Source organism: Ruegeria lacuscaerulensis (assembly GCF_013034685.1).
Classification (GTDB): domain Bacteria; phylum Pseudomonadota; class Alphaproteobacteria; order Rhodobacterales; family Rhodobacteraceae; genus Ruegeria; species Ruegeria lacuscaerulensis_B.
This window is the reverse complement of record NZ_WQGO01000003.1, coordinates 269,093-288,855: the sequence shown is the minus strand read 5'-3', so window position 1 is coordinate 288,855 and position 19,763 is coordinate 269,093. Positions and strand designations below refer to the sequence as shown.

Here is a 19,763-nt window from a genome sequence, read left to right as displayed (position 1 = left end):
GGTCCTTCTCTCCCGGACCGGCGTACATTTTATGCGCTTTGTTGAACCAACCGCGCACCTGATCCTTCCGACCATGCATGCACGGCTGCCCCGAACGCCTCGAACAGCGGGCGCGAGACCGGGTCGTTTTCCGCGTCCCACTCCGGATGCCACTGCACCGACAGCGTGAACCCCGGCGCGTCCTGCACATAGATCGCTTCGGGCGTACCATCGGGCGCATACCCATCAACAACGATGCGATGGCCTACGGTTTTGATCCCCTGCCCGTGAAGCGAGTTCGTCATCACTTCATGTGCACCCATCAGGCGGTGAAATACGCCACCTTCAGACAGGGTCACGATATGGCGCAGGGCAAACTTCTCTTCCAACGTGCCATCGGGCGGCATCCGGTGATTCATACGCCCCGGAAGATCGCGGATTTCTGGATAGAGCGTCCCGCCCATCGCCACATTGACCTCCTGAAAGCCGCGGCAAATGCCAAAGAACGGTTGGCCCCGCTCTACGCAGGCCCGCACCAATGGCAGCGCAATTGCATCCCGTGCCCGGTCAAATTCTCCGTGCGCATCCGTCGCGGCTTCGCCGTATTCCTCGGGGTGAACATTGGGACGCGCGCCGGTCAACAGAAACCCGTCACACACCTCCAGCAATTCCTCGACCGACACATAGCGCGGGTCCGCCGGGATTAGCATCGGCAGACAGTCCGAGACATTGGCTACTGCGTCCGAATTCATCGTCCCACCCGTATGGGTCGGGTATTGGTCGTTCATCAAATATGAGTTGCCGATGATACCGACGATGGGTCGAGACATTCTGCTTTCCTGATTTGTTCCGTGTTCAGGGAAAGCTAGCCGCCACGCCCGCCGCGCGCAATGGCACAACCCCTGTGTATCAGCGCAGGCACTTGTTCAGCTATGCACATGGGTGTTGTGATGGGGACAAATGCCCATTTGTCAGGCGCTTCACACACGCCAAAGGGTCAGAGAGCCCGCAGACTCTCTGACCAATGCATCAGATCTCGCCGGTCAGACCAGCAGCCTCGATCCCGGCCATCGCCGCGATCGCATCATTGTCCGAGGTGTCACCGGTCACGCCAACAGCACCGATCACGGCGCCTTTCTTGTCGCGCAGCAACACGCCGCCCGGAACCGGCACAACCTGACCCCCATAGACACCGTTAACAGCAGCCATGAAATAAGCCTGCGCCTCGGCCCGCGCCATCTGCGCGGTGCCTGCCATGCCCAGCATGACCGAGCCATAGGCCTTGCCCTGTGCAATTGCAAAACGACCGGGCGCGGCACCATCTTCGCGTTCAAACGCGATCACATGACCACCGGCGTCCAGAACAACAACCGACAGAGGTTTCAGCTCCAACTCGCGGCCCTTTTCCAAAGCCTTGCGCACAATCGTACGCGCCTTGCGCAATGTAACAGCCATGCCTGATCCCTTTCATCTGGCTAACAATATCCTCGGGGGAGCGGGAGGGGGCAGACAGCCCCCTTGTTCCGACCCTATCCGTTCAACCCAAGCTCGCTTTCAACTCCAAACGGCGGGCGTGCAGAACCGGCTCGGTGTAACCCGAAGGCTGAACCCGACCTTTGAAAACCAGATCGCAAGCTGCTTGGAACGCCACACCATCGAAGCCGGGTGCCATCGGGCGGTAGCTGGGGTCGCCTTCATTTTGACGATCCACCACGGCCGCCATTTTCTGCATCGCAGCCATCACCTGTTCTTCACTGACGACATCATGATGCAGCCAGTTGGCCAGCGCCTGAGATGAAATCCGGCAAGTCGCCCGATCCTCCATCAACCCGATATCGTTGATATCCGGCACTTTCGAACAGCCTACGCCCTGATCGACCCAACGCACGACGTAGCCCAGAATACCCTGCGCGTTGTTCTCGATTTCGCGGGTGATCTCGTCCTCGCTCAGGTTGCGGCCACCCAGCAGCGGCACGGTCAGCAGATCATCCAGTGTACCGCGTGCACCGCCTGCGGCCAGTTCGTCCTGACGGGCCAGAACATCGACCTTGTGGTAATGCGTTGCATGAAGCGTCGCCGCGGTTGGGGACGGCACCCAGGCGCAGGTCGCGCCCGATTTCGGGTGTCCGATCTTCTGATCCAGCATATCCCCCATCCGGTCAGGCATCGCCCACATGCCCTTACCGATCTGCGCCTTGCCTTTCAGACCGCAGGCCAGACCGATATCGACATTGCGGTCCTCATAAGACGCAATCCACGGTGTCACCTTCATGTCACCCTTGGGCAGCATCGGTCCCGCCTCGATCGAGGTATGGATCTCATCGCCCGTACGGTCCAGGAAACCAGTGTTGATAAAGGCCACACGCGATCTCGCAGCACGGATGCATTCCTTGAGGTTGACCGAGGTACGGCGTTCCTCATCCATGATACCCAGCTTGACGGTGTTGCGCGGCAGGCCGAGGATGTCTTCGACCATGTCGAAAATCTCAACCGCGAACGCGACTTCGGCTGGCCCGTGCATCTTGGGCTTGACCACATAGACCGAGCCCTTGACCGAATTCCCGCCCTCGCGCTGCAGGTCATGCATCGCAATCAGCGTGGTAGAGAGCGCATCCATCAGGCCCTCACCGATCTCATTGCCATCACCATCCAGAACGGCCGGGTTGGTCATCAGGTGGCCCACATTGCGGATTAGCATCAGCGAGCGGCCTTTCAGCACATCCTGTTCGCCGCCTGCGGTGGTATAGGTCAGATCATCGGCCAGTTTCCGGGTAAAGGTAGTGCCTCCTTTGGTCACCTCCTCAGCCAGATCGCCTTTCATCAGGCCCAGCCAGTTGCTATAGGCCACGACCTTGTCTTCTCCATCCACACAGGCGACCGAGTCCTCGCAGTCCATAATCGTGGACAGCGCCGATTCCATATGTACATCCGCAATCCCCGCCGGGTCGGTCGCGCCAATATTACTAGAGGCATCGACGACGATTTTCACATGCAGCCCGTTGTTCTTCAGCAGAACGAAATCGGGCTTCCCGGCCTCACCGCCAAAGCCAACAAATGCCGAAGCGTCGGCCAGCGCGGGTACCAGCGCACCATCTTCGACGTGCAGATTGGACACATCGGCCCACGAGCCTGCAGCCAGCGGCACCGCGTCATCCAAAAAGCTTTTGGCCCATGCAATCACACGCGCACCGCGTGCTTCGTCATACCCTCCCGCGGCGGGCAGATCGCCCATTGCGTCCGTGCCGTACAGAGCATCATACAGACTACCCCAACGCGCGTTGGCGGCGTTCAGCGCAAACCGGGCATTGGTTATCGGCACGACCAGTTGCGGGCCGGGGATCGAAGCAATCTCAGGATCGACATTGGCGGTTTCGATTTGAAAGTCATCACCTTCTTCGACCAAATAGCCGATCTCGCGCAGAAACCCCTGATAGGCTTCGGCGTCGTGGTCCTGACCTTTACGGTCAACATGCCATGCGTCCAGTTGGCCCTGAATCTGTTCGCGCTTGGCAAGAAACGCGCGGTTCTTGGGCCCAAGTTCGGACACCATCCGCGACAGACCATCCCAGAATGTCTGAGCGGTGACACCGGTTCCCGGCAGAGCCCTACCTTCGATGAAGTCGGCCAGAACTGGGTCGACTTGAAGCCCGCTGCGTGTCTGTCTGCTGGTCATTTTGTTCCTCCTGCCAATGTACGCCACTGCATACCGCCAGCATTTAGAGCGTAAGTTTCCGATAGGCAACGTCTGCCGTTGCGTTCTGGTAAAAAAATCTTACCAAAATCGCGTTACCTGGGATCCGCCCCATCCGCGACACGGCTTGCAGCCCATTGCCACAGACCATAACGTCGCCTCAAACTCCAACCGATGCGAGGCCCCGATGCGCGACGCTGCCCCTACGACGATCTATCTGAAAGACTACACGCCCTTTGGTTATCTTGTGGACAGCGTGCATCTAACCTTCGATCTGGCAGCGCACGCCACCCGCGTAACATCGCGCATTGCTTTCCGCCCCGACCCCGATGCCACGGATCGCACCTTCTTTTTGCACGGCGAAGAACTGACCCTGATCCGCGCCTGCATTAACGGGGTGCAGATCGCGCCCGAGGTGACCGATAAGGGCCTGACCGCGCCCGCCCCTGACGCGCCCTTCATCTGGGAGGCCGAGGTTGAGATTGACCCCGGCAACAACACCGCGCTTGAGGGGCTCTATATGTCAAACGGGATGTATTGCACCCAGTGCGAGGCGGAAGGGTTCCGCAAGATCACCTATTATCCCGACCGCCCCGATGTGATGTCCACCTTCACCGTGCGCATCAACGGCGATTTGCCCGTGCTGCTGTCCAACGGCAACCCAAGCGGCAAAGGCGAAGGCTGGGCCGAATGGACCGACCCTTGGCCCAAGCCTGCCTATCTGTTCGCTCTGGTCGCGGGCGAGTTGATCTCGCATCCGGGCCAGTTCACCACCATGTCCGGGCGCGATGTCGAGCTAAACCTCTGGGTCCGCCCCGGTGACGAGGGCAAATGCGCCTTTGGCATGGAGGCGCTGAAAAAGTCGATGAAATGGGACGAGGACGTTTATGGCCGCGAATACGATTTGGACGTGTTCAACATTGTGGCCGTGGATGATTTCAACATGGGCGCGATGGAGAATAAGGGGCTGAACATCTTCAACTCCTCCGCGGTGCTGGCCAGCCCCGAGACCTCGACCGATATGAATTTCGAGCGGATAGAAGCGATCATCGCGCATGAGTATTTCCACAACTGGACCGGCAATCGCATCACCTGCCGCGACTGGTTCCAGCTTTGTCTGAAAGAAGGTCTTACGGTCTTCCGCGATGCGCAATTCACATCCGACATGCGCTCGGCCCCGGTGAAACGCATCCACGACGCTATCGACCTGCGCGCGCGGCAATTCCCCGAAGATAACGGTCCGCTCTCGCATCCCGTACGGCCCGAGAGCTTTCAAGAGATCAACAATTTCTATACCGCCACCGTTTATGAAAAAGGTGCCGAAATCATCGGTATGCTGAAGCGGCTGGTGGGTGATGAAGCCTATGCCAAGGCGCTGGACTTGTATTTCGATCGGCATGACGGGCAAGCCTGCACGATCGAAGACTGGATCAAGGTATTCGAGGATACGACCAGCCGCGATCTGAGCCAATTCAAGCGCTGGTACAGTCAATCCGGCACTCCGCGCGTGTCGGTGGCCGAAGAATGGGCAGACGGCACCTACACCCTGACCTTGTCACAGCGCACCGAGCCAACGCCAGGTCAGGACGAAAAACTGCCGCAGGTGATCCCGGTGGCGGTGGGTCTGCTGGGCCCCAACGGCGATGAGGTTCGCGCGACTGAGGTGCTGGAACTGACCGAGGCCAGCCAGAGCTTTACCTTCACCGGGCTGGCAGCCAAACCGACGGCCTCGGTGCTGAGGGATTTCTCCGCCCCGGTTATTCTGGAACAGGATCAAGACAACGCTGAACGCGCCTTTTTGCTGGCCCATGACACAGACGCGTTCAACCGCTGGCAAGCCGGGCGCTCGCTGGCCGAAGACACGCTGTTGAACATGATTCAGTCCGATGCAGCTCCCGATGCGGACTATCTGGATGGCCTTCTGGCTGTGCTGCGCGATGGTGATCTGGACCCGGCCTACCGCGCTTTGGTGTTGGGCCTTCCGACACAATCTGAACTGGCTGCCGCGTTGCACGAGAAAGGCTTAACACCCGATCCAATGGCAATCTGGACCGCCGTCGAGACGCTGCGGCAGGTCACTGCACAGCACGTACAGGACCTGCTGCCGCGTTTGCACAGCGAGACCGTGATTGATGCTCCGTACAGCCCTGATGCCGATCAATCGGGCAAACGCGCCTTGGGCGGGGCCGCTTTGGCGTTGACCTCACGACTGGACGGCGGTGCCAAGGCCGCCGAGGAATACAAAGCCGCTGACAACATGACCCTGCAACTGACCGCCCTGTCCTGCCTTCTGCGGGCAGGTAAGGGACAGGCTGAACTGGCCGCATTCTATGACCAGTGGCAACATGACCGGTTGGTGATGGACAAGTGGTTTGGGCTGCAGGTCTCGATGGCGGCACCAGAGGCGACGGCGGATGTGGCGCGCAACCTGACCGAGCATCCGGATTTCAACTGGAAAAACCCCAACCGCTTCCGCGCGGTCATGGGAGCGTTGGCGATGAACCATGCCGGGTTCCACCGGGCCGATGGTGCGGGCTATGCCCTGCTGGCGGACTGGTTGATCAAACTGGACCCGGTGAACCCGCAGACCACGGCACGGATGTGCTCGGCCTTCCAGACGTGGAAACGCTATGACACCGACCGTCAGGCCCTGATCCGCACGCAGTTAACCCGCATCGCAGAAACACCCGATCTGTCGCGGGACACGACCGAGATGGTCTCGCGCATACTAGGCGCATGACGCCTTACACGTTCACACGTCAGAACAGGACGCCGAGCGTTTTGGCGATCCTGCTCTGCGTGTATGGGGCACTGATTGCCCTGGTGATCCTGTTTGATGCGGCGTGGTGGCTGATGGCGCTGTTGGCGCTGACCACCCTGCCCGCGCTGTGGGATTTTGCCCGCGGCACCAGCGCCGGTCTGACCTTGGGTCCGGACCGGATCAGCTGGTTCACCGGCGCGCGTCAGGCCGAGGTCAATCTGGCCGATATCGACCACGTGCGCATGGACACCCGCTGGGACTTTAGCGTGCGCGTTTCACTTGTGCTTAGGTCCGAGAAAAAGATTCGCCTGCCCGATGAATCGACCCCTCCGCACCGGGAATTCGAGCGGCTTTTGCAGCAAGCGGGGCTTCGGGTAAAGCGTCATCACTTTACGGTTTTCTAGGCATAATCCCCATCTCAAGACCTCATTGTTCCCAAATTATGGGCAAAACAGGCCCAAAATCTTGAATTTGAATCAATTCGCGGCGACAGTTCAGCAGTTGCCAGTTTTTACAGTTACCGAGTTTCACCATGTTGCGGTTTTTCCGATCCACTGCGCCCAGCGCCCTTGTCCCCGAAATGCCAGCAGATTTGCATCTGTCAGCAGATGTCGCATCCGTGTTCCCGAATCGGGGGCAAGTGAACATCCCGCTGGCCGATGCCCGCGAGGACGACATCGCTGGTCGCGATGCGATCGAGCGGGGCCGCCATCTGGCGCGTCAGGGCCTGTGGACGGTTTTGTCGCAGGAAATGAAAGCAGCGGATGAGGCGCGCACCTCTGCCCCTGACGGGATGCCGATTGCGGATCTGCTGGCCTTCGGGGCCCGCGCCGATGTGGTTCTGGCCGTCGAACACGCCCTGTCCGACCTGAAAGAAGTGCGGGACTATGACCTGCTGGGCGGCATCTCAGAGCTGGAAGACGAAATGCGCGAAAACGCCGGTGATCCGATGATCGCGCTGGTGGTTGCGCTGGCGCATATCGACATCGCATGGGCGTGGCGTGGCACGGCCACCGAGGCCAATCTGCCGCCGCTGCATCAATCGCGCTGTGCCGCGCATTTCGACCGGGCTGCGGCTATCTTGCCTGCTTGTCGCGAAGCGGCGCCGGACAGCCCTCTGGTCGCAGCTGCCGATTGCGCTCTGCTGGCGGGACAGCGCAAGACGCGCGTCCGCGTGGCCGACAAATACGAACGTCTGATCACGCTGGACCCGCATAACCAGCGCCACATGCGCGCTATGGGTACGCATCTGCTGCCGCGCTGGTTCGGCAGCTACGAAGAGCTTGAGGTGCAAGCCCTGCGCAATGCCGCCCGCACCCATGATATCTGGGGCGCAGGCGGGTATACCTGGGCCCAATTCGACGCCATCGTCTTGGATGACGAAGCCTGTGCACGGTTGGATGTCGAATATTTCCTGCAAGGTCTTCGCGACATTCTGCGCCACCGCCCCGATCAGGAAATGGTCAACATGCTGGCCGCCTATTGCGCCATCACGATCAAAAAAGGTCAGGGCCAGAACGCCCAAGCCGACGCCGTACGCGCGCAAATCCACGAGGCTGCGAACTGGCTGATCCGTGACCACCTGACTGAGCTGCACCCGCTGGTCTGGGCCCATGCCGCAAACGGGTTCAACAACGCTGTACGCATCAACTCGACCGAGCGGTTTGCCGCACGCGGCCACCGTGACGCGCTGCGTGCGATTGGCAACCTGTTCAGCGAAGAACTGCGCAAGGGCATGGATGTGACCTTCACCCCATCGGGCCCGCGCCTGTCCAGCCACTGATTCCCCCTTGCCCCTTTGGCGTGGCACGCCTAATACGCAGGCTTAGACTTCTGCGGAAATAGAGGCGCGCCATGCTCGACCTGACATATGAAATGCCCGAAATCAAAACCATTGCCGGGGCCAAGCACGATTGGGAACTGGTCATCGGGATGGAGGTGCACGCTCAGGTCTCATCCAACGCCAAGCTTTTCTCGGGCGCATCGACACAATTCGGAGCTGAACCCAATTCAAACGTGGCCTTCGTGGACGCGGCGATGCCTGGAATGCTGCCGGTCATCAACGAATATTGCGTTGAACAAGCGGTGCGCACCGGGCTGGGTCTGAAGGCGGATATCAACCTGAAATCAGCCTTTGACCGCAAGAACTACTTCTACCCTGACCTGCCGCAGGGCTACCAGATTTCCCAGCTGTACCACCCTATCGTGGGCGAAGGCGAAGTGCTGGTGGAAATGGGCGATGGCACCGCGCGCATGGTCCGTATCGAACGCATCCACATGGAGCAAGACGCCGGCAAATCCATCCATGACATGGACCCGCATATGTCCTTTGTCGATCTGAACCGGACGGGCGTCTGCCTGATGGAGATCGTGTCGCGCCCCGACATCCGTGGCCCCGAAGAGGCCGCCGCCTATATCGCAAAGCTGCGCCAGATCATGCGTTACTTGGGCACTTGTGATGGCAACATGCAGAACGGCAACCTGCGGGCGGACGTGAACGTCTCGATCTGTTTGCCAGGAGCGTACGAGAAGTATCAGGAAACGCAGGATTTCTCGCATCTGGGAACACGCTGCGAGATCAAGAACATGAACTCGATGCGGTTCATCCAGCAAGCGATTGAGGTCGAAGCACGGCGTCAGATCGCTATCGTCGAAGGCGGCGGCAAGGTCGAGCAGGAAACGCGCCTGTACGATCCTGACAAGGGTGAGACGCGGTCCATGCGCTCCAAGGAAGAGGCGCATGATTACCGCTATTTCCCCGATCCCGACCTGCTGCCGTTGGAAATTGAACAAGCCTGGGTCGACGACATTGCCGCCAAATTACCCGAACTGCCCGACGCCAAAAAGGCACGGTTCATTGAGGCATTTGGCCTGACCGACTATGATGCCTCGGTCCTGACCGCCGAAGTGGAAAGCGCCGCCTATTTCGAAGAGGTCGCGAAAGGTCGAAACGGCAAGCTGGCCGCGAACTGGGTTATCAACGAATTGTTCGGCCGGTTGAAGAAAGAAGACCACGACATCACCGACAGCCCGGTTTCTCCGGCGCAGTTGGGTGGGATCATCGACCTGATTTCCTCCGATGCTATCTCGGGCAAGATCGCCAAGGATCTTTTCGAGATCGTTTATACCGAAGGCGGCGACCCCGCGCAGATCGTGGAAGAACGCGGTATGAAGCAAGTCACCGACACTGGTGCGATCGAAGCCGCCTTGGACGAGATCATCGCAGCCAACCCCGCGCAGGTGGAAAAAGCCAAGGTGAACCCGAAACTGGCGGGCTGGTTCGTTGGTCAGGTGATGAAAGCCACCGGCGGCAAAGCCAACCCCAAGGCCGTGAACGAGCTGGTTGCCAAGAAGCTGGGCGGTTAAATCTACAGAAATTGATGAAAGGGCGGCAGAGGGCATACCCACTGCCGCCTTTCTTTTGCGCTGTGTCCGGGCAACACAAGCCGGGCACCACGCGAAGGAGACTTTCCCAATGGCCTCAACATGCTAGATTGCCGGGAACGAACAGGTAGGAAGATCCGATGCCGCGCTACGAATACAAAGTCGTCCCCGCCCCGCAGAAAAGCGGCAAGGCCAAAGGGGCCAAAACCGCCGAGGACCGGTTTGCGGCCTCGGTCGAACAGGTGCTCAACCAGATGGGGCAGGACGGCTGGGAATATCAGCGTGCGGAGTTACTGCCCAGCGAGGAACGAACGGGTCTGACTGGCTCAACCGTGAACTGGCGCAATGTTCTGGTGTTCCGGCGCGAAATCGAACCAAGTTTCGTCTCTACCCGCGGCCCGACGGAAACACCCGAAGGCGTACCTTTGGCCCAGCCTGTTCCGGGCCCCGAAATGGTCGTGGCCCCGGCCCCGATTGCGGAAGAGGTGAAAGAGCCCCCGCTGTCGTTGAAAGGCTCGGAAGCCGCCCCAGAACCACAGGAAAAACCCTGAGACACACTTACGCGCAGCAGGAATTGCCCTCTTGGATCGGTGGGCAGGGCACTGTCGCGTAAGAACAAAAGACGCAGCAGTCGCCGTCTAACGGTTTCAGCACGGCCTGACAGGACTTGCATTCATAGAACCACTGGCACGCATCTGTGGGCATGGTTTCCGTTTCGACATGCCCGCAAGACGGGCAGGTCAGAGTGGATTCGAGTGTCACTTTTGTTTGCGATCCGTCCATGTTCACCTCGGTTTCCGCCATCTTGGCGCTTTCACACCCCGATATCCAGCGCCAGCGCATGGATACGCGGCACGATGTCCCCCAGCGCCTTGTGAACGGCGCGGTGGCGGGCGACGCGGGATTGGCCTTCGAACGCGGCGGCGCGGATGCGGACGTTGAAATGGCTCTCGCCGCCTTCCTGAAAGCCCGCATGGCCCCGGTGGCTTTCGCTGTCATCCACCACCTCCAGCTCATGCGGGTCAAAGGCGGATTGCAAGGCGGTGCGGATTTCGTCGGTCACGGTCATTTTTATGCTCAGCGGCAAAAATTTTACCGCCTCCCCTCTTCTACTTTCGGCTGCTTAGACTAAACTGCTGCCTCCGAGTCGAGAAGATGCGTTCTTAAGGATCACAGCATGACGAAATCAGACCCTTTCGGATTCGATATGTCCGTCTCCAGCGCCAAGAAAAAGAACCCGCGCGGGCGTCGGGGGATGTCGGGCGCGTCTGAGACATCGGTGCGAATCTGCGATCATGAAGGCTGTGAAGAGGCGGGCAAGTTCCGCGCACCCAAAGCGCCGGATGTGCTGGACGATTTCTTCTGGTTCTGCCAGCAGCACGTGCGCGAATATAACCAGAAATGGAATTTCTTCGACGGCACGACTGAAGCCGAGATGAATGCGCAACGCTCGAAGGACAAGGTTTGGGAGCGTGAAACCAAACCCATGGGCGACCCCGAGGCGCGTGCCTGGGCCCGTCTGGGTATCGAAGACCCGCATCAGGTTCTGGGCGCCAATGGCACGCAGAACAAGGGCCGCACGGCGGGCACAGGTGGCCGCCGCCTACCCCCGACCGAGCGCCGCGCGATTGAAATCCTTGAAGCCAATGACAGCTGGTCCAAGGCCGAAGTGCGTAAAGCCTACAAGAAACTGATCAAGGTGCTGCACCCCGACATGAATGGTGGTGACCGCAGCCAGGAAGAACAGTTGCAAGAGGTCGTCTGGGCCTGGGATCAGATCAAAGACAGCCGGAACTTCAAGTAACGCCTCTATGCACTTAGAGACGCCTTTAACGCTTGTACTTCCTGACGTTTCAAGCAGCGTATGCGCGTTTGCTTCCATCCGGAAGTATCACTACGGAGTTCGGGGAACAGCGACAGCAGTTCCAGCACGTCTTCACGATCGAATGACATCAAAGCAATTTCGCCCAGAAACAGGCTTTCTGTTGGCAAACCGTTCGATGTCAGGATCGTGTGGCGACTACATGCGACGTGAAAATACGTAACAGGCTCATCCAATTGCACCTGACGTATGGTCTTGTCGTTGACCAGATGAATGGCCGCTGCGAATACCTGAGGTTCTCCGTAAAGCAGTTCAGCACGCCATCCCTCCAAAACAATGCGATGCTGCGGTGAGACGTACAAGTCGCGGTTCGGTAAGCCGTCTCCGAATGATCCTTCTTGAATGCAAACCGGGCGCATATGGGGGGTTCGTTTCAATACTTCTGCGCCAAGGGTTTTTTGGCCAATCCATACTATGGGCAATAGTTCACCGCTTGATGTTCGGACTTTGTCCCCAACAACAAGGTCTTCGACGAGACAAGGACCATGTTCGGTCTCAATCAAAGTGCCTTTTACGAAACAGGGAACTGTACCTGCCGGCAGCGCAACTGTGACAATGAGCGAGTCGTTGTTTCCATTTCCGGGTCCTGTCGAAGCGAATATTTCAAGAGTGAGTGACGTGTTCGGTGGGATAACGGCCCCTTCGGTTAGCTCGACAGTCAAAACTCCGCTTGATGAAATCGAAACGGTGTAATCCATCGGGTCTAATCCACCGGTCCCAGAAACGACCACACTCCAGGATGCTCCAGATTTCGTCGCAAAATATTGCTGCATCACAGTGGACGATCCACTGGGAATCGAAAGCGAAGAAGGGCCGATTATCGAAAGCGCCATCTAGACCTTTACCGCTAAACACAACACCGGACACAAGTTTTGCCCAAACATAAGGTTAGTATGCCAATCATATCACAACATAGCAATGTGATCCTGTATCGAATTGAGGCAAACAAAAACTAGAGAGTAAGGCCCCGATCTTCGGCATTCCAACAGCCGTTCAGCCTGGTGCATGAGCTTGAATCGAAATCTGTGCATTTGGGTATCACGACGTTTTTTGGGGAAAATCCAGCAGGACACACGAACCGAGCGGCTTTTCCTTGCCCTTCCCCGGAATATGTTGCACCACACACAGGTTCGAAAGCCCGCGCGAGGCTGAGGTATCAAGATAAGGACGACAGGCATGGATTGGCCGATTGACGCAAATGCACATCCTTCAGAAGAGATTTCGGTCCGCGAAGTGTTCGGCATCGACACCGATATGCAGGTCAAACGCTTTTACGAAACAACCGAACGGGTTCCCGAGATTGACTCGACTTACAAGTTTGATCCCGACACGACCCTCGCGATTTTGGCAGGTTTTACCCATAACCGCCGGGTGATGATCCAAGGCTATCACGGTACAGGTAAGTCGACCCATATTGAACAGGTCGCTGCACGCCTGAACTGGCCTGCAGTGCGGGTCAACCTCGACAGTCACATCAGCCGGATCGACCTGATCGGCAAGGACGCAATCAAACTGCGGGATGGCGTTCAGATCACCGAATTCAGCGAGGGCATCCTGCCCTGGGCTTTGCGCAACCCGGTTGCGATCGTCTTCGACGAATACGATGCCGGGCGAGCCGACGTCATGTTCGTACTTCAGCGTGTGCTTGAGGCAAACGGAAGCCTCACCCTGTTGGACCAGAACGAGATTCTGACACCGCACCGCTATTTCCGCATGTTCGCCACCGCCAACACCGTTGGCCTGGGCGACACCACCGGTCTTTACCACGGCACCCAACAGATCAACCAAGCGCAGATGGACCGCTGGTCTTTGGTCGCAACGCTGAACTACTTGAGCCACGACGCCGAGACGATGATCGTCTTGTCCAAGGCTCCGCATTACAACACCGCCGAAGGCCGCAAGATCGTCAGCCAGATGGTGACTGTGGCTGACCTGACCCGGACCGCTTTCATGAATGGCGATCTGTCCACGGTCATGAGCCCGCGGACAGTGATTAACTGGGCCCAAAACGCCGAGATTTTCCGCAATGTTGGCTACGCGTTCCGCCTTTCGTTCCTGAACAAGTGTGACGAATTGGAACGTCAGACCGTTGCTGAGTTCTACCAGCGTTGTTTTGACGAGGAATTGCCTGAAAGCGCAGCGTCTGCCAGTGTCGGATAAGCTGAGATTTGCGCCCATATCGGGCGCAATGCCTCCGGCGAGGAAATTTTTTGGCCAGATGTAGGTGGATCCCGCTGCGCGTTGAGCCAATGGACCTGCATAGAATAAAGGGCGTCTGAACATGGTGCAGAAGAACGACAATCCTGCTGATCCGTTCAAGAAGGCCTTGGCCGAGGCCACCAAGGTCATGGCCGACGACCCAGAGTTGAGCGTTTCCTACACTGTCGACCCGTCGGGATTGTCGGGCGAATCCATGCGTCTGCCGCAGGTCAGCCGCCGCATGACACGTGAAGAGGTGTTGCTGGCGCGCGGGACGGCGGATGCCTTGGCTTTGCAGCGTCGATATCATGATGACGCGACCCATGCGCGCTATGCGCCTCCGGGGGATATGGCGCGGGATTTGTATGAGGCGATGGAAACCGCCCGGTGCGAGGCGATGGGCGCGCGCGATATGCCAGGCACCGCCAGCAATATCGACGTCAAGATCGGGCATGAGGCGATCCGGCGTGGTTATGACCAATGCAAGCAACCTGCGGACGCGCCCTTGTCGGTTGCGGCAGGGTATCTGATCCGGCATCTGGCCACGGGGCGCGATCTGCCTCCGGCGGCGGAAAACATCATGAACCTGTGGCGCGGGTTCATCGAGGAACAGGCTGGTGGCGTTCTCGAGAACATTGGTGAGGTTCTTTCGGATCAAGCCGAGTTTGCCAAATTCGCGCGTCAAGTGATCAAAGACCTGGGCTATGGTGACCAGCTGGGCGATGACCCGGATGAGTTGGATGACGAGCAGGAAGATCAGGCCGAAGAGGACGCTGAAGAGCAGCCTGACCCCGACAGCACCGGTCAGGATGAACAAGACGAGCAGGACGCTGACGCCACGCCGGAACAGAGCCAGGAAGAGCAGCAGGATCAGTCGCAGGCCCAGGTCTCGATGGATGAGATGGCTGATGAAGAGATGGGCGACGAGGCTGAGATGCCCGAAGGGGAGGCTCCGCTGGAGCCCCCGGCGCCACCGCCAGCTTCGGATGCGGACCCGGATTATAAGGTTTATCTGAACACCCATGACGAGGAGATCGCGGCCGAAGATCTGGCCGAACCGGCCGAATTGGAACGGTTGCGCGCTTATCTGGATCAACAGCTAGAGCCGCTAAAGGGCGCAGTGAGCCGGCTGGCCAACAAGTTGCAGCGCCGCCTTCAGGCGCAACAGAACCGCAGTTGGGAATTCGATCTGGAAGAAGGCATTCTGGACGCCAGTCGTTTGGCTCGGGTGGTGGCGAATCCGACCACGCCGCTGAGCTTCAAGATGGAAAAGGACACCGAGTTCCGCGACACCGTGGTGACGTTGCTGCTGGATAACTCCGGCTCGATGCGCGGGCGTCCGATCTCAATCGCTGCGATCTGTGCCGATGTTCTGGCGCGGACGCTGGAACGCTGCAACGTCAAGGTCGAGATTCTGGGCTTTACCACCCGTGCATGGAAGGGTGGGCAGGCACGTGAGGCGTGGTTGAACGACGGTCGCCCGCAGCAGCCGGGGCGTTTGAACGATCTGCGCCACATCATCTACAAGGGGGCTGATGCGCCCTGGCGGCGAGCGCGCCCAAATCTGGGCCTAATGATGAAAGAAGGCCTGCTGAAGGAAAACATCGACGGCGAAGCGCTGGAATGGGCCCATCGCCGGATGATGATGCGGCGCGAACAGCGCAAGATCCTGATGGTGATCTCGGACGGGGCGCCGGTTGATGATTCAACGCTCAGCGTGAACCCGGCTAACTATCTGGAAAAGCATCTGCGCGACGTCATCGCCATGGTGGAAAAGCGCAATATGGTCGAACTGCTGGCCATCGGGATCGGCCATGACGTGACACGGTATTATGACCGTGCTGTCACGATTACCGATGTCGAACAGCTTGCCGGTGCAATGACCGAACAGCTTGCCGCCCTCTTCGACAATGACCCAAGGGCGCGCGCCCGTGTGATGGGTATGCGCAAGGTCGGTTGAACGCGGCTTTGGCCTGTCGTTGTCATAAATCGAAGGGCGCGGCCCTGAAGTGATGAGGTAATAAATGTTCCAATCCTTTGCCGTAACCGCGCGCCCCGAACAAGGGCCACCCCGGTTGGCCGCTTTGCGCACAGAGATGGCTCAGGCTGGATTGGACGGGTTTTTGGTCCCTCGCTCGGATGCGCATCAGGGCGAATATGTGGCCCCTCGGGATGAGCGTTTGGCGTGGTTGACAGGCTTCACAGGATCGGCCGGGTTTTGTGTTGCGTTGACCGATGTCGCCGGGGTGTTCGTCGATGGGCGCTATCGCACGCAGGTCAAGGCACAGGTCGCGCCGGAATATACTCCGGTCAACTGGCCCGAAACCACCCTGAGCGCGTGGTTGAAGGATCAGTTGCCCCAAGGTGGCAAGGTGGGGTTCGATCCCTGGCTGCACGCGGCGGCTCAGATCGCCGGCGCGCAAAAGGATCTGGCAGGTACCGGGATTGAGCTGGTGCGTTCTGCCAATCTGGTTGACAGCATTTGGGACGATCAGCCTGCCCCGCCGATGAACCCAGTCAAGGAGCACCCGCTTGAATTTGCGGGCGAGACCTCGGACAGCAAGATCGCTCGGTTGGCCGCCGCACTGCGTGACGCGGGATGTGGGGCAGCCGTGATCACTTTACCGGATTCGATCATGTGGCTGCTGAACGTACGTGGCTCGGATATCGGATATAACCCCGTGGCCCATGGGTTTGCCATTTTGCATGCAGATGGAGGTGTCGATCTGTTCATGGCGGCAGAGAAACTGTCTGCGCCCTTGGAGCCTCAGGTTCGGCTACGCGCGCCCGAGGCGTTTCTTGACGCTGTTGCCGCGCTGGAGGGGCCGGTACAGGTCGATTTGGGAACGCTGCCGCAGATCGTGGCAGATACATTGCAGGACAAAGCCATAGATGCTGGCGATCCCTGTGCCTTGCCCAAAGCCTGCAAGAACCCAGCCGAGATCGCGGGCAGCGCCGAGGCGCATTTGCGCGATGCCGTTGCCGTGGTCGAGACATTGTGCTGGCTGGACACGCAGCACCCCGGCAGTGTAACCGAAACGCAGGTGGTGACGCGGCTGGAGGACAACCGCCGCAAGGACAACGCGCTTCAGGATATCTCGTTCGACACCATCGCGGGCACCGGTCCCAATGGGGCGATCATGCATTACCGCGTGACCGAAGAAACCGATACCCTGCTGGAAAACGGCAATATTCTGGTTCTGGACAGCGGCGGTCAGTATCTTGATGGCACCACCGATATCACCCGGACCATCGCCATTGGCGAGGTTGGGAACGAAGAGAAAGCCTGCTTTACCCGCGTTCTGAAAGGCATGATCGACATGTCGATGCTGCGCTGGCCCGTGGGCTTGGCCGGACGAGATATCGAATGCGTGGCGCGAACGCCCTTGTGGGCGGCGGGGCAGGATTTCAACCATGGCGTCGGCCACGGCGTGGGCGCGTATCTAAGCGTGCACGAGGGCCCTCAGCGCCTATCGCGCGTCAGCCATGTGCCGTTGAAGCCGGGCATGATCCTGTCAAACGAGCCGGGCTATTACCGCGAAGGGGCTTTTGGCATCCGCATCGAAAACCTCGTGGTGGTGCAAGAGGCCCCTGCCCTACCCGGTGGCGACGACGAGCGGGCGATGTTGAACTGGCGAACACTCACATTTGTGCCCATCGACCGTCGGTTGATTGTGGTCGAAATGCTCAGCACGGCTGAGCGCGACTGGCTGAACGCCTATCACCGCGACGTTACGGAAAAAATCCGACCCAGGCTGGGCCCAGCCGCGCAACTGTGGTTGGATGCCGCAACCGCGCCGATCTGACACAAGACTGTCACACTCACAGGGCAGAGGAGAGGCCCGAAACAACTTAAGGGGAAGGAATATTTATGACCGAGATCACCATCAGCAAAGCGTCTGGCAAGTGGAGCGTACGTTCGGGCGGTGCCATTTTGGGCGAAACCACCAATGCGCTTGAACTGCTGGAAGGTGATTTGGAACCGGTCATCTATTTCCCCCGCAGCGATATCGCCATGGCCTTTCTGGACCGCACGGACAAAAGCACCCATTGCCCGCATAAGGGCGACGCCACGCATTTCTCGATCGTCAATAAGTCCTCAACTACAGAAAACGCGGCTTGGAGCTATGAGGACCCAATCCAAGCCGTGGCCGAGATCAAGGATCACATCGCGTTCTATCGCCTCGAGTCGGTCAAGGTCGAACAAATCTAGGACGACCGGGCTAAATCGCCCTCCGCATTGCTTGGTTTGCCTGAAGGTCGTGCCGTACCCGTGCAAAAGCTTGTGCCATCGACGTCAATGTATGCGGAGGGCATCCGATCCTTTGCAAACATGAGGCGTCGACAACCCGAACTAAACCGCTAAATGCCGATCGCACCACATCATCGACTGGGTCTTCTTTCGGGCCGAAAGTCAGGTCGTGGTAGTGGAACCCTTGACCCGGTGCAGTTGTCCCAAGCGTGTGGCGCACCCTATGCGCTGACAGCCACTCCAACAGGCGCTGCAGCTGCGTGTCACCGTCAGGGTCAGGTAGTTGAACAGCTTCGACCGTTGTATGGTGCAGATCATAGCGCAATTGAACCTGTGTTCTGGGGGTCCATATCCGAACGGGTTGGACGAAGTCGATCAGGCGACCGATGCGCTTGCCCCTCAGATGCGGCCCCAGTCCGAAAGTGGCCGTCAACAAACTGATCGGCGCCTGTGACACCGCGTAGACTGAGGCGAACATATCACAGCGCCCATCCACCTTGTGTTTCAACGTCAGCGCATTGAAATTCCCCCGATCCGCGTAGCTGCGGGCCGAGCCCAAAGCGCGATCCAGTCGAAAGCAGTTGATCGTATAGGGCGCGTGGTCGCGAAACATTAGTCGGTTGAGTTGCGATACGCTGCGCATCAGCAAGCTGGCTGTGCCCCACACACCTGCCGCCAGAAAGACACAGCGTGCCTGAAGCACATTGCCTCCGTCCAGTTCTATTGAGACCAGCCCCTCGCGGGCCTCAATCCGATGCACCCGCCCATCAATAGGTTCGGCTTGCTCAAGCTCATTCAGACGCGCCTTGAATGCCAGGGCCATGGCATCAAGCCCGGACCCCGGTGCCTGCGCGGTTCCGGTCAACAACCGTGGAGCGCTTTTTTCAAATCCGTTGTCCAAACGCTCTCGCCGGACACCGCCAGTTATTTCGAGGTCGGCCTGCACCGTATCGCAGGCGGCGCAGTAATCCTTCCAGCTTTCAAGAAAAGGGCCGTCGCCCCAGGGATCACCGCTGTCATAGAGCTGCAACTGCTTGCCCCAATAATTGGCCAATCCCCCAATCTCGGCTGAAGAAAACAGTGGTGGTGCTCCCTCGGACACAACGGTGCGTTCCGTCAGGTGCGCAGGTTGTTGGCGCTCATAGGCGACCGAAACAATTTTGGGCGGACCTTCGACATTGGAGCGTTTGGTTGCGCCGGTTATGACCGCTATAGATAAAGCCTGCCCGCGCATTGCGGTCAGCGCGGCGTAGGCGGCGGGTCCCGCCCCTATGACGGCAACATCAAACACGCGCATCTGCTTGCCCCCAGCGGTGCAAACCACAATCACAGCCCGGAACAGAAACCGGGCAACCGCCCAAGATCACAAGCAAATTTCTGCCGATGGGGCTGATCACTGTGGACTTACTCATCGCGCACCAGCAAAGGGACCGGACAACAAGCAGGGGTTGCACACACTATCGCGGAACCAACGCACGTGTGCGTTAGGGGCCACGGGGACCCGCAAAGAGAGGTTCTTCAAATTCATTCGCATATTGCCTCCAACTATATGAGTTTAGGCACAAAATCAGATCAGTCGTATCAGGTGGCGCAAACTTCTGCGTCGTCAATTCAC

The 19,763-nt window shown here is 58.8% G+C and carries 17 protein-coding genes; 10 read left to right on the top strand and 7 right to left on the bottom strand.

What is annotated here, in order from left to right; translation table 11 throughout:
• Positions 1-29 precede the first annotated feature (29 nt).
• The 3 genes from GOV80_RS09085 to GOV80_RS09075 form a co-directional block, all read right to left on the bottom strand.
• Positions 30-809, bottom strand: coding sequence for a gamma-glutamyl-gamma-aminobutyrate hydrolase family protein (locus GOV80_RS09085; protein ID WP_170769239.1), 780 nt, complete (start codon positions 807-809; stop codon positions 30-32).
• 199 nt (positions 810-1,008) lie between these two features.
• A complete protein-coding gene (locus tag GOV80_RS09080; RefSeq protein WP_170410912.1) occupies positions 1,009-1,434 on the bottom strand; it encodes a GlcG/HbpS family heme-binding protein in 426 nt (141 codons plus the stop codon).
• A gap of 82 nt (positions 1,435-1,516) precedes the next feature.
• Positions 1,517-3,652: a malate synthase G gene (locus GOV80_RS09075; protein ID WP_170784162.1), complete on the bottom strand. Its 2,136-nt coding sequence runs from the start codon at positions 3,650-3,652 to the stop codon at positions 1,517-1,519.
• Positions 3,653-3,857: 205 nt separating this feature from the next.
• Here GOV80_RS09075 and pepN point away from each other — a divergent pair, with 205 nt between their 5' ends.
• The 5 genes from pepN to GOV80_RS09050 all read left to right on the top strand — a co-directional run bounded on the left by pepN (position 3,858) and on the right by GOV80_RS09050 (position 10,366).
• Positions 3,858-6,410 (top strand): aminopeptidase N, encoded by a 2,553-nt coding sequence (pepN, locus tag GOV80_RS09070; protein ID WP_170784160.1) that lies wholly within the window; start codon positions 3,858-3,860, stop codon positions 6,408-6,410.
• Entirely contained in the window at positions 6,407-6,835 is a 429-nt protein-coding gene (locus tag GOV80_RS09065; protein ID WP_170784158.1) for a hypothetical protein, read from the top strand. Before pepN ends, GOV80_RS09065 begins: the two co-directional genes overlap by 4 nt.
• Before the next feature lie 128 nt (positions 6,836-6,963).
• Complete coding sequence (locus GOV80_RS09060) at positions 6,964-8,214, top strand: hypothetical protein (RefSeq protein ID WP_237215745.1); 1,251 nt, start codon at positions 6,964-6,966, stop codon at positions 8,212-8,214.
• A gap of 71 nt (positions 8,215-8,285) precedes the next feature.
• On the top strand, positions 8,286-9,797 hold the full coding sequence (gatB, locus tag GOV80_RS09055) for an Asp-tRNA(Asn)/Glu-tRNA(Gln) amidotransferase subunit GatB (RefSeq protein ID WP_170784156.1): 1,512 nt from the start codon (positions 8,286-8,288) through the stop codon (positions 9,795-9,797).
• Between the two features lie 158 nt (positions 9,798-9,955).
• Positions 9,956-10,366, top strand: coding sequence for a DUF4177 domain-containing protein (locus GOV80_RS09050; RefSeq protein ID WP_170784154.1), 411 nt, complete (start codon positions 9,956-9,958; stop codon positions 10,364-10,366).
• A 7-nt stretch (positions 10,367-10,373) separates the two neighbouring features.
• Here the strand turns inward: GOV80_RS09050 and GOV80_RS22370 are convergent, their stop codons facing one another.
• Positions 10,374-10,598, bottom strand: coding sequence for a GDCCVxC domain-containing (seleno)protein (locus tag GOV80_RS22370; RefSeq protein WP_214646773.1), 225 nt, complete (start codon positions 10,596-10,598; stop codon positions 10,374-10,376).
• Positions 10,599-10,629: 31 nt separating this feature from the next.
• On the bottom strand, positions 10,630-10,884 hold the full coding sequence (locus tag GOV80_RS09045) for a BolA family protein (RefSeq protein ID WP_170753030.1): 255 nt from the start codon (positions 10,882-10,884) through the stop codon (positions 10,630-10,632).
• A 108-nt stretch (positions 10,885-10,992) separates the two neighbouring features.
• Between GOV80_RS09045 and GOV80_RS09040 the strand changes: the two genes are divergently transcribed.
• On the top strand, positions 10,993-11,619 hold the full coding sequence (locus GOV80_RS09040; RefSeq protein ID WP_170769233.1) for a J domain-containing protein: 627 nt from the start codon (positions 10,993-10,995) through the stop codon (positions 11,617-11,619).
• A gap of 5 nt (positions 11,620-11,624) precedes the next feature.
• Here the strand turns inward: GOV80_RS09040 and GOV80_RS09035 are convergent, their stop codons facing one another.
• The gene (locus tag GOV80_RS09035; RefSeq protein WP_170784152.1) at positions 11,625-12,395 is read right to left on the bottom strand and encodes a Hint domain-containing protein; all 771 of its coding nucleotides are present in this window, start codon (positions 12,393-12,395) and stop codon (positions 11,625-11,627) included.
• Positions 12,396-12,873: 478 nt separating this feature from the next.
• Here GOV80_RS09035 and cobS point away from each other — a divergent pair, with 478 nt between their 5' ends.
• From cobS to GOV80_RS09015, 4 genes are all read left to right on the top strand, one after another.
• Positions 12,874-13,857, top strand: a complete 984-nt coding sequence (gene cobS, locus GOV80_RS09030) for a cobaltochelatase subunit CobS (RefSeq protein WP_170769231.1) — start codon at positions 12,874-12,876, stop codon at positions 13,855-13,857.
• Between the two features lie 121 nt (positions 13,858-13,978).
• Positions 13,979-15,856 carry a cobaltochelatase subunit CobT gene (cobT, locus tag GOV80_RS09025; RefSeq protein WP_170784149.1) on the top strand — a complete coding sequence of 626 codons (1,878 nt, stop codon included), beginning with the start codon at positions 13,979-13,981 and terminating at the stop codon, positions 15,854-15,856.
• 64 nt (positions 15,857-15,920) lie between these two features.
• Entirely contained in the window at positions 15,921-17,702 is a 1,782-nt protein-coding gene (locus GOV80_RS09020; RefSeq protein WP_170784147.1) for an aminopeptidase P family protein, read from the top strand.
• A 65-nt stretch (positions 17,703-17,767) separates the two neighbouring features.
• On the top strand, positions 17,768-18,109 hold the full coding sequence (locus GOV80_RS09015; RefSeq protein WP_170784145.1) for a DUF427 domain-containing protein: 342 nt from the start codon (positions 17,768-17,770) through the stop codon (positions 18,107-18,109).
• 10 nt (positions 18,110-18,119) lie between these two features.
• Here the strand turns inward: GOV80_RS09015 and GOV80_RS09010 are convergent, their stop codons facing one another.
• Complete coding sequence (locus tag GOV80_RS09010) at positions 18,120-19,445, bottom strand: hypothetical protein (protein ID WP_170784143.1); 1,326 nt, start codon at positions 19,443-19,445, stop codon at positions 18,120-18,122.
• Positions 19,446-19,763: the final 318 nt, after the last annotated feature.

Bases quoted from the DNA above. Each gene is read 5' to 3' on its own strand.
- GOV80_RS09085 (WP_170769239.1), bottom strand. From the start codon at position 809: ATGTCTCGACCCATCGTCGGTATCATCGGCAACTCATATTTGATGAAC.
- GOV80_RS09020 (WP_170784147.1), top strand. From the start codon at position 15,921: ATGTTCCAATCCTTTGCCGTAACCGCGCGCCCCGAACAAGGGCCACCC.
- GOV80_RS09040 (WP_170769233.1), top strand. From the start codon at position 10,993: ATGACGAAATCAGACCCTTTCGGATTCGATATGTCCGTCTCCAGCGCC.
- gatB (WP_170784156.1), top strand. From the start codon at position 8,286: ATGCTCGACCTGACATATGAAATGCCCGAAATCAAAACCATTGCCGGG.
- GOV80_RS09045 (WP_170753030.1), bottom strand. From the start codon at position 10,884: ATGACCGTGACCGACGAAATCCGCACCGCCTTGCAATCCGCCTTTGAC.
- cobT (WP_170784149.1), top strand. From the start codon at position 13,979: ATGGTGCAGAAGAACGACAATCCTGCTGATCCGTTCAAGAAGGCCTTG.
- pepN (WP_170784160.1), top strand. From the start codon at position 3,858: ATGCGCGACGCTGCCCCTACGACGATCTATCTGAAAGACTACACGCCC.
- GOV80_RS09060 (WP_237215745.1), top strand. From the start codon at position 6,964: ATGTTGCGGTTTTTCCGATCCACTGCGCCCAGCGCCCTTGTCCCCGAA.
- GOV80_RS09010 (WP_170784143.1), bottom strand. From the start codon at position 19,445: ATGCGCGTGTTTGATGTTGCCGTCATAGGGGCGGGACCCGCCGCCTAC.
- GOV80_RS09065 (WP_170784158.1), top strand. From the start codon at position 6,407: ATGACGCCTTACACGTTCACACGTCAGAACAGGACGCCGAGCGTTTTG.
- GOV80_RS09050 (WP_170784154.1), top strand. From the start codon at position 9,956: ATGCCGCGCTACGAATACAAAGTCGTCCCCGCCCCGCAGAAAAGCGGC.
- cobS (WP_170769231.1), top strand. From the start codon at position 12,874: ATGGATTGGCCGATTGACGCAAATGCACATCCTTCAGAAGAGATTTCG.
- GOV80_RS09015 (WP_170784145.1), top strand. From the start codon at position 17,768: ATGACCGAGATCACCATCAGCAAAGCGTCTGGCAAGTGGAGCGTACGT.
- GOV80_RS09080 (WP_170410912.1), bottom strand. From the start codon at position 1,434: ATGGCTGTTACATTGCGCAAGGCGCGTACGATTGTGCGCAAGGCTTTG.
- GOV80_RS09075 (WP_170784162.1), bottom strand. From the start codon at position 3,652: ATGACCAGCAGACAGACACGCAGCGGGCTTCAAGTCGACCCAGTTCTG.
- GOV80_RS22370 (WP_214646773.1), bottom strand. From the start codon at position 10,598: ATGGACGGATCGCAAACAAAAGTGACACTCGAATCCACTCTGACCTGC.
- GOV80_RS09035 (WP_170784152.1), bottom strand. From the start codon at position 12,395: ATGGATTACACCGTTTCGATTTCATCAAGCGGAGTTTTGACTGTCGAG.